At 61.3% G+C, this 15,507-nt stretch carries 13 protein-coding genes; 6 read left to right on the forward strand and 7 right to left on the reverse strand.

What is annotated here, in order from left to right:
- Positions 1–65: 65 nt before the first annotated feature.
- Together rhaS and AC0L2K_RS20755 are read right to left on the reverse strand one after the other, a co-directional pair.
- A complete protein-coding gene (rhaS, locus tag AC0L2K_RS20750; protein ID WP_023803287.1) occupies positions 66–1,061 on the reverse strand; it encodes a rhamnose ABC transporter substrate-binding protein in 996 nt (331 codons plus the stop codon).
- Between the two features lie 46 nt (positions 1,062–1,107).
- A complete protein-coding gene (locus AC0L2K_RS20755; protein ID WP_023803286.1) occupies positions 1,108–1,917 on the reverse strand; it encodes a DeoR/GlpR family DNA-binding transcription regulator in 810 nt (269 codons plus the stop codon).
- Between the two features lie 191 nt (positions 1,918–2,108).
- On the opposite strand from AC0L2K_RS20755, the gene AC0L2K_RS20760 reads away from it, so the two are divergent.
- The 3 genes from AC0L2K_RS20760 (at position 2,109) to ggt (ending at position 7,786) form a co-directional block, all read left to right on the forward strand.
- Positions 2,109–4,211, forward strand: a complete 2,103-nt coding sequence (locus AC0L2K_RS20760) for a bifunctional rhamnulose-1-phosphate aldolase/short-chain dehydrogenase (RefSeq protein WP_473532177.1) — start codon at positions 2,109–2,111, stop codon at positions 4,209–4,211.
- Between the two features lie 184 nt (positions 4,212–4,395).
- Entirely contained in the window at positions 4,396–5,688 is a 1,293-nt protein-coding gene (gene rhaI / locus AC0L2K_RS20765) for an L-rhamnose catabolism isomerase (protein ID WP_287241664.1), read from the forward strand.
- A gap of 364 nt (positions 5,689–6,052) precedes the next feature.
- Positions 6,053–7,786 carry a gamma-glutamyltransferase gene (gene ggt, locus AC0L2K_RS20770; RefSeq protein WP_473532178.1) on the forward strand — a complete coding sequence of 578 codons (1,734 nt, stop codon included), beginning with the start codon at positions 6,053–6,055 and terminating at the stop codon, positions 7,784–7,786.
- 10 nt (positions 7,787–7,796) lie between these two features.
- On the opposite strand, the gene AC0L2K_RS20775 is transcribed toward ggt, so the two are convergent.
- Positions 7,797–8,141, reverse strand: a complete 345-nt coding sequence (locus AC0L2K_RS20775) for a hypothetical protein (RefSeq protein WP_473532179.1) — start codon at positions 8,139–8,141, stop codon at positions 7,797–7,799.
- 133 nt (positions 8,142–8,274) lie between these two features.
- Here AC0L2K_RS20775 and AC0L2K_RS20780 point away from each other — a divergent pair, with 133 nt between their 5' ends.
- Entirely contained in the window at positions 8,275–8,436 is a 162-nt protein-coding gene (locus AC0L2K_RS20780; protein ID WP_473532180.1) for a hypothetical protein, read from the forward strand.
- A 474-nt stretch (positions 8,437–8,910) separates the two neighbouring features.
- Here the strand turns inward: AC0L2K_RS20780 and AC0L2K_RS20785 are convergent, their stop codons facing one another.
- Together AC0L2K_RS20785 and AC0L2K_RS20790 are read right to left on the reverse strand one after the other, a co-directional pair.
- Positions 8,911–9,351, reverse strand: coding sequence for a hypothetical protein (locus AC0L2K_RS20785; protein WP_473532181.1), 441 nt, complete (start codon positions 9,349–9,351; stop codon positions 8,911–8,913).
- 1,331 nt (positions 9,352–10,682) lie between these two features.
- Positions 10,683–10,910 (reverse strand): hypothetical protein, encoded by a 228-nt coding sequence (locus AC0L2K_RS20790; RefSeq protein WP_473532182.1) that lies wholly within the window; start codon positions 10,908–10,910, stop codon positions 10,683–10,685.
- 53 nt (positions 10,911–10,963) lie between these two features.
- Between AC0L2K_RS20790 and AC0L2K_RS20795 the strand changes: the two genes are divergently transcribed.
- Positions 10,964–11,374 (forward strand): hypothetical protein, encoded by a 411-nt coding sequence (locus AC0L2K_RS20795; protein WP_473532183.1) that lies wholly within the window; start codon positions 10,964–10,966, stop codon positions 11,372–11,374.
- 34 nt (positions 11,375–11,408) lie between these two features.
- On the forward strand, positions 11,409–12,083 hold the full coding sequence (locus AC0L2K_RS20800) for an RHE_PE00001 family protein (protein WP_473532231.1): 675 nt from the start codon (positions 11,409–11,411) through the stop codon (positions 12,081–12,083).
- A 50-nt stretch (positions 12,084–12,133) separates the two neighbouring features.
- Here the strand turns inward: AC0L2K_RS20800 and AC0L2K_RS20805 are convergent, their stop codons facing one another.
- Positions 12,134–14,473, reverse strand: coding sequence for a S8 family peptidase (locus tag AC0L2K_RS20805; protein ID WP_473532184.1), 2,340 nt, complete (start codon positions 14,471–14,473; stop codon positions 12,134–12,136).
- 9 nt (positions 14,474–14,482) lie between these two features.
- Positions 14,483–15,472, reverse strand: coding sequence for an AAA family ATPase (locus AC0L2K_RS20810; RefSeq protein WP_473532185.1), 990 nt, complete (start codon positions 15,470–15,472; stop codon positions 14,483–14,485).
- Positions 15,473–15,507 lie beyond the last annotated feature (35 nt).

Consider the following 15,507-nt stretch of genomic DNA (forward strand, 5'->3'; position numbering starts at 1 on the left):
AGCAGGTCCGTTTGAGGACGCGGCGGAACTTGAGCTCCGCCGCGCCGGCTTGAAGGGCTCCAGGATCAATAGATCTTGGAGAACTCTTCGATGTTCGACTTGTCGAACTTGAAGGGCGGAGCCATCGCGGCCGAGTTGGTGTCGTCGAGGGTGACCTTGCCGACACGGCCGATCGACAGCGTCGCACCCGGCTTGGCTTCTTCCTTCTTCACCGCCAGATCATGGGCGAGGTAGACGGCCGAGTACCCGAGATCGATCGGGTTCCACAGTGCGACAGCCTGGCTGGCGCCGTTGTCGATGAACTTCTTGAACTCCGACGGCAGCGCCAGGCCGGTGACATTGACCTTGCCGATCAGGCCCTGGTCGGTCACCACCTGGGCGGCGGCCACGACGCCGACGGTGGTCGGTGCGATGATCGCCTTGAGGTTCGGATAGGATTTCAGCAGGCCCTTGGCCTCGTCCGTGCTCTTGGCCGAGTCGTCGTCGCCATAGACGGTGGCGACGAGATTGATCTTGGGGAATTTCTCCGGCAGCACCTTCTTGGCCGCTTCGATCCAGGCGTTCTGGTTGGTCGCGGTCGACGAAGCCGACAGTATGGCGACATCGCCGCCTTCCGGCAGATAGTCGGCGGCAAGCTTGATGATGGTCTCGCCGATCAGGTTGGTGTCCGAGGGGTTGAGGTGGAGCTGGCGGCCTTCCGGAGCGACGCCGGAATCCCACGAGATGACGGTGATGCCCCGATCCATCGCCTTCTTCAGCGCCGGCACCAGCGCGTCGGCGTCATTGGCCGAAATGGCGATCGCGTTGACCTTTTGGGCGATCAGCGAATTGATCACCTCGATCTGCGCTTCGGCGGTCGCCTTGGTCGGGCCGGTGTAGATGATATCGACGTCGCCGAGTTCCTTGGCCGCCTCTTCGGCGCCCTTGTTGGCGGCATCGAAGAAGCCGTTGCCGAGCGACTTCACCACCAGCGCGATCTTGACGTTCTCGGCATAGGCCGCATTCACGAAGATGGCGGCGGAGAACGCCGCCGTAACCATCAATTTCTTCAGAAAGCTCATCGAATATCCTCCCTTGAGCGTTGCATTCCATCGCCGCTGCGAACCCTCAGGCCTGCAGCGAAGATTCTTCCCTATTGCCTGTGGTTGTGCGGGCGACGACCAGCGTCACACCGGCGGCCTCCAACATCTTGGCCTCGCGATCCTCGATGCCGTCGTCGGTGATGACCGTGGCAATGCGCGACAGGCCGCACAGGATCAGGCTCGAGCGTTTGCGGAATTTTGACGAGTCGACCAGCACCACCAGTTCGTCGGCCTGATCGATCAGTTTCTGCTCGGCCTGGATCAGCAGCGGATCGCCTTCCATCAGGCCGAGTGGCCCGAGCCCTTGCGCGCCCATGAACATGCGGCGCGCATAGAAATTGCGCGTCACGTCATTGTCGAAGGGCGATAGGATGATGTTCTGCTCGCGGTAGATGGTGCCGCCCGACAGCATCACCGTATTCTTGGAGTGCTTGAGCAGGTGCTCGGCGATCGGAAAGGAATTGGTGAAGATCGGCATGCGGCGGCCGGTCAGGAAATGCACCATCTGGAAGGTGGTGGTGCCGCCATTGATGATGATCGGCTCGCCGTCCTTGCACAGTTCCACGGCGTCCCGCGCGATCGCCCGCTTCTGCACAGCGTTGATCGTCTCGTTGACGGAAAAAGGCCGGCCGGCAAGGCCGATGAATTGCGGCGGGGTGATCGCCTCGGCGCCGCCACGCACGCGGCGCAGGCGCTTTTGCACATGCAATGCAGCGATGTCGCGCCGGATCGTCGCCTCGGACGAGTCCGTCAGGTCGACCATCTCCTGCACCGTCACCACAGGCTTTTCCTGGACGGCGGACAAAATGATCCTGTGGCGCTCTTTTTCGTGCATGGTTCCTCCCTGCCAGCACATCTAGGCACTCAAAACGCGCAGTGTCAATCATTTCCGATCAGATAAATTCATTGTGCAGTGCAATATGATCGATGTTGATCGTTTGTGATTGACAACGCCGCCGCTTGCGTAGAAATTCGGCCCAAAGGGACCGCACCGTTTGCGCGTCTCACGTCACGGGAGGATTACCTATGCTTGACAAGCGCTCCGGCACGCGCCTCACCAATCTTTGGGATGAGGCGACAGCCCTGGGAATGAGCGAGCCGGAACGTCTCGTCTATCGCTCGAATGTTCTTGGCTCCGACAAGCGCGTCACCAACTATGGCGGCGGCAACACCTCTTCCAAGATATGGCAAAAGGATCCGCTCACCGGCGAAAGCGTGGAAGTGCTGTGGGTGAAGGGCTCGGGCGGCGACAGCGCCTCGATCAAGCTCGACGGTTTCGCCACCCTCTACATGGACAAGTTGCGCGCGCTTAAGGGTCTCTATCGCGGCCTCGAGCATGAGGACGAGATGGTCGCCTATCTGCCCCATTGCACCTTCAATCTTAACCCACGCGCGGCCTCGATCGACACGCCGCTGCACGCCTTCGTGCCGAAGCCGAATGTCGACCACATGCATCCCGACGCCATCATCGCGATTGCCGCCGCCAAGGATTCGCAGGCGCTGACCAGGGAGATCTTCGGCGACGCGATCGGCTGGCTGCCATGGAAGCGTCCGGGCTTCGAGCTCGGCCTGTGGCTGGAAAAATTCTGCTCCGAAAACCCTGAGGCCAAGGGCGTTGTGCTGGCAAGCCATGGCCTGTTCACCTGGGGCGACACTCCAAAGGAATGCTACGAGACGACGATCTCGGTGATCAACCAGGCGATCGACTGGTTCGAGCGCAAGTCTGAAGGCAAGCCGATCTTCGGCGGCGAAGTCGTCAAATCGCTCGACGCGCCGGCGCGTCGCGCCGTGGCCGCAAGGCTGATGCCGAGGATCCGCGGCCTGATTTCGGAGAACAGTCACAAGCTCGGCCATTTCGACGATTCGCCGGCCGTGCTCGAATTCGTCAATTCGAAGGATTTGCGCCCGCTGGCGGCGCTCGGTACCTCCTGCCCGGATCATTTCCTGCGCACCAAGATCCGGCCGCTGGTCATCGAATTCGATCCCAAAAATCCCGATGTCGACGCCGTCATCGCCCGCCTCGCCGACGATTTGGCGGAGTATCGCGTTGGCTACCAGGCCTATTATGACAGGTGCAAGCATGCGGATTCGCCGCCGGTGCGTGATCCGAACGCCGTGGTCTATCTGATGCCCGGCGTCGGCATGTTCACCTTCGCCGGCGACAAGGCGACGGCGCGCATTTCGGGCGAATTCTACGTCAATGCCATCAATGTCATGCGCGGTGCCTCGACAGTGTCGACCTATGTCGGCCTGCCCGAGCAGGAAGCCTTCGACATCGAATACTGGCTGCTCGAAGAGGCAAAGCTGCAGCGCCTGCCCAAGCCGAAATCGCTTGCCGGCCAGATCGCGCTGGTCACCGGCGGCGCCGGCGGCATCGGCCGGGCGACGGCCAACCGGTTGCTGCGCGAGGGCGCCTGCGTCGTGCTGGCCGACATCGACGAGACCGCCCTTGCCAGCGCCAATGACGAGTTGGCCAAGGCCCATGGCAAGGATTTCGTGCGGCCGGTGGTGATCGACGTCACGTCAGAGGACCAGGTGATCTCCGGTTTCGCCGAGACGGCGGTCGAGTTCGGCGGCATCGACATCCTGGTGTCGAATGCCGGCCTGGCAACCTCGGCGCCGATCGAGGAGACGACGCTGGCGCTGTGGAACAAGAACATGGACATCTTGTCGACCGGCTATTTCCTCGCGTCGCGCGAATCATTCCGGCTGTTTCGGGCGCAGAAGATCGGTGGCAATGTCGTCTTCGTCGCCTCCAAGAACGGGCTTGCCGCATCGCCCAATGCCGCCGCCTATTGCACGGCAAAGGCCGCCGAAATCCATCTGGCGCGCTGCCTGGCGCTGGAAGGCGCGGAGGCCCAGATCAGGGTCAATGTCGTCAATCCCGACGCCGTGCTGCGCGGCTCGAAGATCTGGACCGGCGAGTGGAAGGAACAGCGCGCCGCCGCCTACAAGATGTCGACTGACGAACTTGAGGAACACTACCGCTCACGCTCGATGCTGAAGCGTTCGGTGTTCCCCGAAGACATCGCCGAGGCGATCTATTTCTTCGCCTCCGACATGTCGGCCAAGTCGACCGGCAATATCGTCAATGTCGACGCCGGCAACGCCCAGAGTTTTACGCGCTAGGCGATCATTTTTTGAGGGTGGCGCTGCCCCTCACCCTCACCCTCACCCTCTCCCCGCGAACAACGGGGAGAGGGGGTCGCCAATGCCGGACACGCTTGTCCTTCTCCCCGTCGCTATCCGGGGAGAAGGTGCCGGCAGGCGGATGAGGGGCAGCGCCAACCGAACGCATTTGGGAGGAAGCACCATGTCCGAAACCATCATCTCAGCCGACATCGTCGACAAGGACAATCTCGCGCGCGCGGCCGAGCTCAAGCGCGATTACGATGCGCTCGGCGAACGCCTCGACCGCCGCGGCATCGCCGTCGACGCCATCCGCGACAAGGTCGAAAAATTCGCCGTGGCGATCCCGTCCTGGGGCGTCGGCACCGGTGGCACCCGCTTTGCCCGCTTTCCCGGCGCCGGCGAGCCGCGCGATATCTTCGACAAGATCGAGGATTGCGCCGTTATCCGGCAGTTGACGCGGGCGACACCCACCGTCTCGCTGCACATTCCGTGGGACAAGGCCGACCCGGACCGGCTGAAGCAGGCGGCCTCGCGCTTCGGCCTCGGCTTCGACGCCATGAACTCCAACACCTTCGCCGACGCCAAGGACCAAAAACTGTCCTATAAATTCGGCTCGCTGTCGCATGCCGACGCCGGCACCCGCCGGCAGGCCGTCGAGCACAATCTCGAATGCATCGAGATCGGCAAGACGCTGGGCTCCAAGGCACTGACGGTGTGGATCGGCGACGGCTCGAATTTCCCCGGCCAGGTCAAATTCGCAAAGGCGTTCGAGCGCTATCTCGACGCAATGAAGGAGATCTACGCCAAGCTGCCGGACGACTGGAAGCTGTTCACCGAGCACAAAATGTACGAGCCGGCCTTCTATTCGACGGTCGTGCAGGATTGGGGCACCAACTACATCATCGCCAAAGAGCTCGGCGACAAGGCGTTCTGCCTGGTCGACCTCGGCCATCATGCGCCCAACGTCAACATCGAGATGATCGTGTCGCGGCTGATCCAGTTCAAGAAACTCGGCGGCTTCCATTTCAACGATTCGAAATATGGCGACGACGATCTCGACGCCGGCTCGATCGATCCCTACCGGCTGTTCCTCGTCTTTAACGAGCTGGTCGATGCCGAGCTTGCCGGTGCCGAAGGTTTTGATCCGGCTCACATGCTCGACCAGAGCCACAATGTCACCGACCCGATCGAAAGCCTGATGTTGTCGGCGGTCGAGGTGCAGCGCGCCTATGCGCAGGCGCTGCTGGTCGATCGCCAGGCGCTGGAAGGCTATCAGGATGCCAACGACGCGCTGATGGCGACGCAGACGCTGAAGTCCGCCTATCGCACCGATGTCGAGCCGATCCTCGCCATGGCGCGGCTGAACACGGGCGGCGCCATCGATCCGGTCGCCACCTATCGCGCCGCCGGCTACCGAGCCAAGGTCGCGGCGGAACGGCCGGCGGTTGCCGGCGGCGGCGGTGGGATTGTTTGATGTCGGCCTGAAACAAAAAAACCCGCCTGAGGCGGGTTGCGGCGCGATGCGAGAGAGGCGTCGGCTAATTTCGAAAGCCTTCGCTTGTCATCAGCCTACCTACGCTGCGACGCAACTGCCAAATCTCCGCCATCTGCGATTAGCTACAAGCCAACACGCCTTCGTCATCCTAGGGCGGAGCAGGAGCGAAGCGACGTAGCGGAGACCCTAGGATCCATGCCGTTACATCAGCCGAAGATCGCAACGGTGGTTACGAACCGAACCGGCGCAGGCGTGCAAGCCCGCCGAAATCTTCTTTATTGTCAGTAGACTCAACCTCTCCAAACGGCTTTTCTAGGCGCATCCCACGCCCCGGAGAACGGCCATGCACCGCCGCACCCTAATCGCACTCAGTCTTTCCCTCACCTTGACCTTTGCGCCGCTGGCGGCCGCATTGGCCGCCTCGCCGCAGCCGGCGAAGGGCGAGCATGGCATGGTGGTGACCGCCCAGCATCTGGCGTCTGAAGTCGGCGTCGAGGTGCTGAAGAAGGGCGGCAACGCCGTCGATGCCGCAGTCGCCGTCGGCTACGCACTGGCTGTGGTCTATCCAAACGCCGGCAATATCGGCGGTGGCGGCTTCATGACCATCCGCATCAAGGACGGCCGCTCGACGTTCCTCGATTTCCGCGAGCGCGCGCCGCTCGCCTCGACGAAAACCATGTATCTCGACAAGGACGGCAAGCCGGTGAAAGGCGCCAGCCTCGACGGCTATCTCGCTGTCGGCGTGCCGGGCTCGGTGGCAGGCTTCGAGACCGCACGGGAAAAATACGGCACGCTGACGCGGCAGGACTTGATGGTGCCGGCCATCCGCTATGCCAGGGATGGTTTTGTGCTGGAGCAGGGCGATGTCGCCTCCCTCGAAGGCGGCGCCGCGCGGCTGGCCAAGGACCCGGCCGCGGCCGCCATCTTCCTGAAGCCTGACGGGAAGCCCTATGCCGTCGGCGAGCGCCTTGTCCAGGCCGATCTCGCCGCCTCGCTCTCGGCCATCTCGGAACGAGGTCGTGATGCCTTCTACAAAGGACCGATCGCCGACGGCATCGTCAAGGCGAGCGCGCAGAAGGGCGGCATTCTGGCCAAGGCGGATTTCGAGACCTACGCGGTCCGCGAGCTCGAGCCGGTGACCTGCAATTACCGCGGCTATGAGATCACCTCCTCGCCGCCGCCGAGCTCGGGCGGCGTCATCATTTGCGAGATACTCAACGTGCTGGAATTCTACCCGCTGTCCTATCTCGGCGCGGGTTCTGCCGAAACCATCAAAGTCATGGTCGAGGCGATGCGTCACGCCTATGTCGACCGCAATTCGGCGCTCGGCGATCCCGACTTCGTCGACAATCCGGTCGAAAAGCTGCTCGACAAGAACTATGCGAAAGAAATCCGCGAAAAGATCGATCCGTTCCGGGCCGGCGTGTCGCAGGATCTGATGCCGAAGGGTTTTGGCGAGAGCCAGGAGACGACGCATTATTCGATCGTCGACAATGACGGCAACGCCGTCGCAGTGACCTACACGCTGAACGGCTCGTTCGGCGCCGCCGTCGTCGCCGACGGCACCGGCATCCTGCTCAACAACGAGCTGGACGATTTCACCCAGAAACCGGGCGTGCCCAATCTCTACGGCCTCGTCCAGGGCGAGGCGAATGCGATCGCCCCGAGGAAGACGCCACTGTCGTCGATGAGCCCGACCATCGTCGCCAAGGACGGCAAGCCGTTCATGGTCATCGGCAGCCCAGGCGGCTCGCGCATCATCACCATCACGCTGGCAGCGATCGTCAATGTCGTCGATCACGGCATGAACATCCAGGAGGCGATCGACGCGCCGCGCATCCATCACCAATGGCTGCCCGACACGGTCTATGTCGAACCGTTCGGCCTGTCGCCCGATACCGAAAAACTGCTTGCCGGGATGGGCTACCGCCTCGACGTCACCGATGCGACCTGGGGTCAGGCGGCCGGTATCCTGGTCGGCGGCAAGAGCCTGGCCGAGATCGAAAAGGGCGGCGGCGCCCGCTACAATGGCGCCATCGACAGCCGCGCCGCGTCCGGCGAGGCGATCGGATATTAATTTCTTTCGGTCAGATGACCAGCGTTATGGTGGACGCAATCAGCATCACCGCCGCGATGCCGACGAACCAGGCATAGATACGCGGCCGATCGAGCAGCAGCGCATTTCCCGATATCCACGCCGCGGTGGCGCCGCCAAGCGCGTACAGGAAGCCGTTACGGTGCCCCAGGGCAAGGTTTGCGGCCATCAAGCCGCCAATGATGAGGGCGCCGAACACGATGATCACGGCGACCGCGTATTTCTCGAAATCGTTGCTGGCCACACCCGGACCCATCACGTTCAACGTCGTCAGGTCGTCCGGGTCGAAGGGGCTGGCCGACCCATATTCGTCTTGACCGGCAGGCTCGTGCATCATTCATTCTCCTTGAAGCGGCAACAAATCATCAAGCCTTGCCGAGTGCAACCGGATCGCGACGCGTTCAATGCCATCGGCACGGTCTTCAACACTTTCTGGCCGCGGCTTGCTACCGTCTTTTTGGATTTAATGCATGTCGCGCAAAAGTGTGCAGCGGTTTTGCGGTAACGACATGCAAAAAAACAACAACCTGAAGCGCGTCGCCGGTCAAACGCGACGCGCTTCAGGTCGGATCGTGCTGCCGTTCCAGGCGATCTGTCGCACTGGAATCGCCAGTCAGGGCGTTTTGCCATGAAGGGCCGCCGCTCTGGAGGCGGATTAAGAACCGCTGTCCTGGCTTCGGCTTGACCGCGCCTGAAGTTGCCGGTGGCGAAGATTGGGCCGTTGGCCAAGATTGGGCCGGCGGCGAAGAGGTGGTGAAGAGTGGCCGGCGCCACTTTGGGGGGGCGTTGGGGTAGATTGCCTGATGGGCGCCGGCCAAGCGGAAATCAGGTCCGCCGCGAGCAAACATAGCAAGGAATGGCGCGGTATGGCAGTGGTGTGATCGCGGAAGATGGTTCGCGCTTTCCCGGTGCGGTGTCCCATTATCGGTCAACCCGTCTGGCACCTGAATTGCACAGTAAGCAATGCCGGGGCAACGGCCCGGAAGTCGTTCCCGAATATCGAGCCTCGCCGCTTCGCAAATGGAGCGGCGGGCCTTTTTGGCTAGAGCATCGGCCCCGAACGTGGCTACCGGTTGCGGCAGCGTTTCGCAGCCCGCCGAGATTTGTCAGGCGGCGGGAGCCGGCGGCAGTTCGAACAGATGGGCGCCATTCTTCTGGCCCCGCTCGACATAGCCGATTATCCGGAACCATTTTGCGACGTCCGGTCTCTGGAGCCAGCTGCGCGAGTGAATGGGGAGGTTGCCTGCAAGCGCCTGGATATGGAGAATGTGCCGCTTGCAGAAGCGAACGGTCGCGGCGCTGAAGAAATCTTCCTGCGCGGCGAATAGCGTATCGGCAGCGTCGCTATTCTCGTGCCAGGCGATGAGCGCTACGGTTTTTTCGCCCTGCACGAGCGCATGAGCACGGCCTTCCTTCAAGTTCATCATCAGATTGTCGTAGGCGATCTTGCTGTCCTTGCCGGCCGCGACGTACTCGTCCGATATCCGCTTGGACAGATCACGGAAAACACTTTCCAGATCTCCAACCGTTGCTGCGCGTGCTCTCATTTCGCCTCCTGGAGCCCCAACGGGCAGTTTGCCCTAAGGATAGGGGATCACCAAGCAAATCAAATCCGTCATTCGCCCAATGCGAGCAAACAGTTTCGCCAGTGCCGGCCCTGTCGGGCGCCGGAAAAATGATTTGAGGTCGCCGAGAACCGCTACGCAACCTCCCGCAACACGGCGACCTGGATTTCCCAACCGATTTCAGTCAAGCGGGCGTCATGCGCAACTTTCTGAAATTGCATTGGAAAAATGGTGCCAGAGGCGGAATCCAAGCGATGGAAAACTCGCTCTGTTTCCAAATGGTTAGGGCTCCGCTATAGCAGGACTAGCCAACAAAAATACCAACAAAATATTTCTGTGGATTGGTTCGGTTCCCGGTTATCGCTCTATTCGCTCAATGCCATCGCGTCCCAACCTTATCTCAAAAGCCCATGCTGTCGCTACTCCAGTTTGGTCCAGATAGATCCTCTCGATCGCATTGCTGGTGCGGGAGCTAATCGCAGGTCCGCTGCCTCCGATTGTAGCACTGTAACCGGCCGGCCCAGGAGCAGCACGAAGGCGTCGCTGTCCGCTTGTGTCGTCTTGGTCCGGCCGAGACGGATCGACAAGCTCGGGAGTTTTTCGCCGTCGGGAGCCTTGGGATCGGTGGGTACCGGCTCTCCTTCGACGACCTGCTCGAACCGGAGCGAAGCAATTTCGCTGCGGCGGCGGCCGCCGGAGCCAAAAGGCGGTGATGAGAAGGCGCGATCGGGCACGTCGACGAGACGGTCGCCCGCGCAGGTGTGAGGAGGCTGGTCAAATTATCGGCGGTCACCACCTTTCTGCTCTTGCGGCCGCGGGGCGGGCGCTGGCGCGCACCGCCAACTTGATCGCGCTCTGCAGTCCCGGCGCGTTGGATTTTCGCCTAAGAGCTGCGCCATTTGGTCAGCGTCGATCAGCTGGACAGACGCCGGCCTACGGTGTTCGGCGCGTGCGGTCCATCGACAGGAAACAGGTTGGCCGAAACGCCGCGGTCACGTCTTCCGACCGTGCGAGACGTCGGTTTCACGCTTTGCGATCCCACGGGTGGGCGATGAATTCTATCAGCAGTACCTCCGGCGTCGGCCGCCAGGGATGAGCCCGCCGCAGCCAGAGACCATGCTTCGAGGTAACCGAGAACTGAGGCCAAGGCGCGCAGGGATTCTCGCCGGCTCCTCATGTGAACGATGCCACCACCGGCGCGTCCGCGCAGCCAGACTGGTCCTGCGAGCTGCTGCGCCTCGGCAGCGGAATCGCGAGAACCCAGGTCGGCTGGAAGAGATGCTCGACGCCGTTGGGGCGGTAGTCGAGATCAACTACGGGGCCGGCCAGCCGAGCGAGATTTGTACGAAGTCGGCGACGCCCGGCCCGGTCGGCGCAAAGGCGAAGGCGCCGCGCCATTCGGCGAATTTTCCCCGTCCCGATTGTCGTCGCCAGCGGGCTCTGCAGGGCGATTTCTGGCTGATTTGGGCGGCGAGATCAATCGCTATCGATAAGAGGTCATTATCGATAGTGAAAAAGACACCAGAGAAAATCTGCTGCAAGTCAACTTAACTGCCGGATAGCTTGACTATCGCGAATCAGCCATCATAAAACAATGGCTTACGAAGTCGGTGATTTGTCCCTCAAAACCCTGATCGGCCCGGTCGTCCGCGCCACCGAGGTTTTGGCGCGGCTCGATGAGCGGCTGGCCCGTTCCCCCGTCCGCGACGGTTTTGTCGAGCGCCAGCATTTTGCCGATGCGGCCGCCGGGCTGTGGCTCGAGGGCGAGCTCGTCCACCTCGAGGATCTCGTCCTGCACGACGCCCACATGGACGTCCGCACCCCGACCCACGAGCTCACCCGCGCCCACGCCGTGCTCCGGGCGCGCCGCCAGATCTTTTCTCGTGCGCCGGACTGGGCGCTCGGCCGGGAAGGTTTTTTGGCCCTGACCGGCCGGGGCGGCGCGATGCCGGCATCAGGACAAAAAGGCCCGGAAGGCGAGGGGGCTGGAGCCAAGCCCCGTTGAAGCCGACGGTCGGGATGATGGTGAGGACGATCTTCTGGCTGAAGAATTTGCCGAGATCGATGCTGTCCTGGCGCGTTCGTCGAAGATTCTGAGCGGCGCCGACGTGTCTGCTCGAAAAGAGGAAACGTGTGACCGGCCCGACCTGATCTACGATCTCGACTGGAATGAAGACGAACGGCTGGCCGAATGGCAGGCCGTCCTCGCGGAAACGCGGGAGTTGCCGGCGGTGTTGCGCGCGGCGATCCTGCTCGAAGCCTGGTCGGACATCGAAGTGCTGCAGCATGGCATCTGGCTCGGACCGCTGCTGGTGGCCGCGCTGCTGCGGCAGGAAGGCCTTGCCGCACACCATCTCGCTTGCCTTAATCTCGGCGCGAAACACATTCCACGAGAGCGTCGGCGAGCACGCAATCGCAGTGATCGGTTGCTGGCCTCCCTCGATGCGATCCATGAGGCCGCACTCATGGGGCTGAAGGAGCACGACCGGCTGGTGATGGCGAAAAGCCAGATGGAACGGCGGCTCAAACAACGGCGCACCAGCTCGAAACTGGCCGACCTGGTCGAATTCGTACTCTCGCGGCCGATCGTCTCGACCGGCATGATCCAAGACGTGCTGAAAGTTTCGAAGCAGGGCGCGCTCAATCTCGTCGGCGAACTCGGCCTGCGCGAGATGACGGGGAGGGGGAGGTTTCGCGCGTGGGGGGTGCTATAAATAACCATCAGGGTCGCACTGATGCCGACCACCTATTAGTGGATACAACCTCAAGCGCGAACCCTGACCCGTTGGCGCAAGCGCTCATAGAGCTGCACTTCGGCCTCGTGGGCGATTTCAACCGTGACAGCGAAGGACTGCCGTGGAATCTCGTCGGCCCAGCCTGCAGCGCAGCGAACGACAAGGTAGTATATGTCGCCATACCGGCTGACATCTCGCGAAAACGAAATTGTCGCTGTCTGAAGGCTCGATTTCTCGCGTATTGTCGAACTAGGTTCGAGTTGGCAGTTGAAGCGAGGACCCATCTCAGGGAACGGGCCTTCGTCTTCAGTCCGGCGGCGAAAATGCTCGAAAATGAGTTCCGGCTCGCACCCACGGATCAATCGAAAACCCATCGACACGCCATTATAATCCCGCCTACTATGCCGGACAGGCGGATCATAGGCTAGGCTCACCCGTATCGATCGACGCCCCTGCGTGGTCTGAAATAGCTCGGGAATGGGGATCTGATAGACGGCAAAATGATCGATCGCGAGTTCGTCTTCCGCATAGAGGACAACGCGAGCGTCGTCCGAAAACGCCGCGCGCTCGGTATTTACCAACCCATGGCCGCAAATGGCTCGTTCGGAATTATCGCCAATCATTTGCAGGCGAGCAGTTGATTCTGCAGGCACGGTAGCGCTGCCGGCAAGGAGTGCGCGCACAAGATTCGCTGATGCGTCGGGAAAGCGGGCGAGGATCTGGCTGGCCTTAAACGCGACAAGCGGGGCAGCATGCGACGTTCCAGAGCGGCTGGCGAAAAGGCGTTCTACGGGTCGAAAATGCAGGGACAGAACACCTGCCTCGGGTATCTCCTCACCGCCGCGCAGACGGGCCACGGTACCGTCGTAAATCAAGGTGCCGCCGACGTCGACGAAATCAGGCTTGATCGCGCCGCGGACACCGGGCCCGGCGCGAGAGAACGGGGAAGGCTCCATGGCCGCGGTGATTGCCCGCACACCCACATCGTCCTCAGCGCTAGGGCCGAGTCCGCTTCCATGTGCCAGTGAACCGACGGTAACGATGTTCATTCCGCCAGCTGGCTCGCACAGCCGATTGCTGGGCTCCACTAGATAACCAGGATACTCGGTCACAGCTTGTTCGACTCGCAATCCGCTTCGCGGCGGACGGTTGCCGGCCGCGACGACGATGATGACGTCCAGTTCTCGGACGAGCTCATCGAGAGTTGCGGCCCACGGACCGACCTTGCCACCCTCGATTACCTTCTTGCGGTCACCGAGGGCGATGACGAAGATCCGACAGCCAAACTCCGCATTGAGCCGCGTGATCGCCTCGCGCATCTGGTTGGGTGTCAGTCGCTGGTTTGGGAAGTTGCCGGTGTCGTCAATGACCTTGGCTGAGCACAAGCGGGCGGCCCGGTTGAGCGGGCCTGCAGCCAGTTGAGCTCGCAAATCGCCAAACGTCGATATTCCCGCGACAAACGTTCCATGACCGTGATCATCAGCAGTTCCCAGAGTGTCAGGGACTGCGATCGAACCAACAATAAGGTCTTCAATCAGCGGATGGTCGTTCACGCCGCTGTCGATGATACCGATCAGCGGCGCATCCTCGGGAAATCCTGCGAGTTCCGGCAGGTCAGCAATCGTCTGGTCAACCATTTGCGCACTGGTCGTGTCGAGTGTCGGAAGGAAGTCGATCTCGGCAATCTCATCGATGCTCAGTAGGGTTCGTACCACTGCGCCGTCGCAGCGGACGCGGATCAGTGTGATGCTCGGGCCTATGTACCGGTCTAGCTCCTCTCCATTTCGCGCCTCCACGTAGCCTGCGATGTCGTCGACTTTCCGAGTGCGAGTCTCACGCCGGCCAAGGTCCCAAATTTCGATGTCAACCACGTAGTCGGTGCCCGGCTGAAAATCTTCGACCTCCGTGAGCCCTTCCTCGCGTACGCGCATACCGATGCGATCGCGAGGCTCTATCGCAGCGATCGAATCTATTGCCGCGACGAATGCTGCGTAGGCAGGGCTTTTCTGGCCGGCAGGAATCCCCCTGCCATAAGCCTCCAATCTCTCCCGAAAGGCGCGCATCTCGTCGGTCGAAGAGAAGAGTACGAGAGTCCGGTCTTCGTCGCTCGAGAGCAGGGTGAGGCCAACGCGGTTCCACTCTTCTTCTTGAAGAGCGCCGGTCATTTGCACTTTCAAGATCAAGGCAGGATCGATAGCATCCGGACGTCGACGTCGCTGCTGCGTAGCAACCGCCTGGTCGAGCTCGTCCTGCAACTTTTGGCTGTAATCTCCGGGATCACGTTGAGGCGGGCCACCGCCTCCGCCGGTCTTGCGGCGTTCGAACCGCGCGGGCAGTCGAACGAGCTGCAAATGATCGTAGCGCGCCATGCGAGACGGCTACGTGTCTTGGGTCAGTCGGGCGCTTCGGTGTTTGCGTCGGCGCTCATCGGTAAGCGCCGCACGAAAGTCCCCCTCCCTGACGTCTTTTCGTTTTTCTATGATGGCCGACTTGATAGCCTGGATGCAGACCCTTTCGATATCCGCAAACGAATATCCCTCGAGATCCGCAGCGCGTGTCGCCGGATCGAAGGCGACCGTCAAATTCTTGAATTTCATCCGCAGGAAGCGCTCGATCATCCTCCGATTGGGGCGGTCAAACCAGATCACCTCATCGAAACGGCGCCAGAGCGCGGGATCTAGCGCATGATCGAGATTCGTGGCTGCTATTAGAAAGCCTTTCGGCGTAATTCGGTCGATGAAGATGAGCAGGCTATTCACAACGCGGCGGAGCTCGTTGTGCTCGCTATCATCGCCACGTGCACGGGCGAGCGCATCGAACTCATCAAAGAACAGCACGCAAGGTTGCTTTCTGGCGAACTCAAAGATTTTACGGACGTTCGCCGCCGTCTCACCGAGGTACGATGAAATCAGACGATCAATTTTGACCAAATAGAGCGGGAGTCCGAGTTCGCTCGCGAAAATCTCAGCACATAGCGTCTTGCCGCATCCGGGAGGACCGCAAAAGAGCAGTTTTGACCTCACTGGCAGTCCTCGCCGACGTACCTCTTCGGCGCGACGGAATTCCTTCAGCAATCCCAAGAAAACGCGGATGTTCTCCGGGCTGAGAATGATGTCCTTGTGGTTGTGACTTGGCTCGATCAGTTCGATGAAATCGCCGGCTGCCTCGGGAAAGGGGATCAGCGGTGCGAGCGCCTTTGGGCGGGAAGGCTGGGATGGGCCGGCTTCCAGCGTCTTTCGCAAGGAGCGGGCGAGAACGCGATTGTTCTTCTTTTCCTCCTCGGTGATGATCTGCTCGGCCACGGCCCGGAACTCATCATCCCTGCCGTAACTTGCCAGAAGCTTTTTCATCAACTCGCCGCGCGCCATTGTCCAATTCTGCTTTCATAAGCGGGCCCGAATCA

It is taken from the genome of Mesorhizobium sp. WSM4817 (assembly GCF_055811135.1).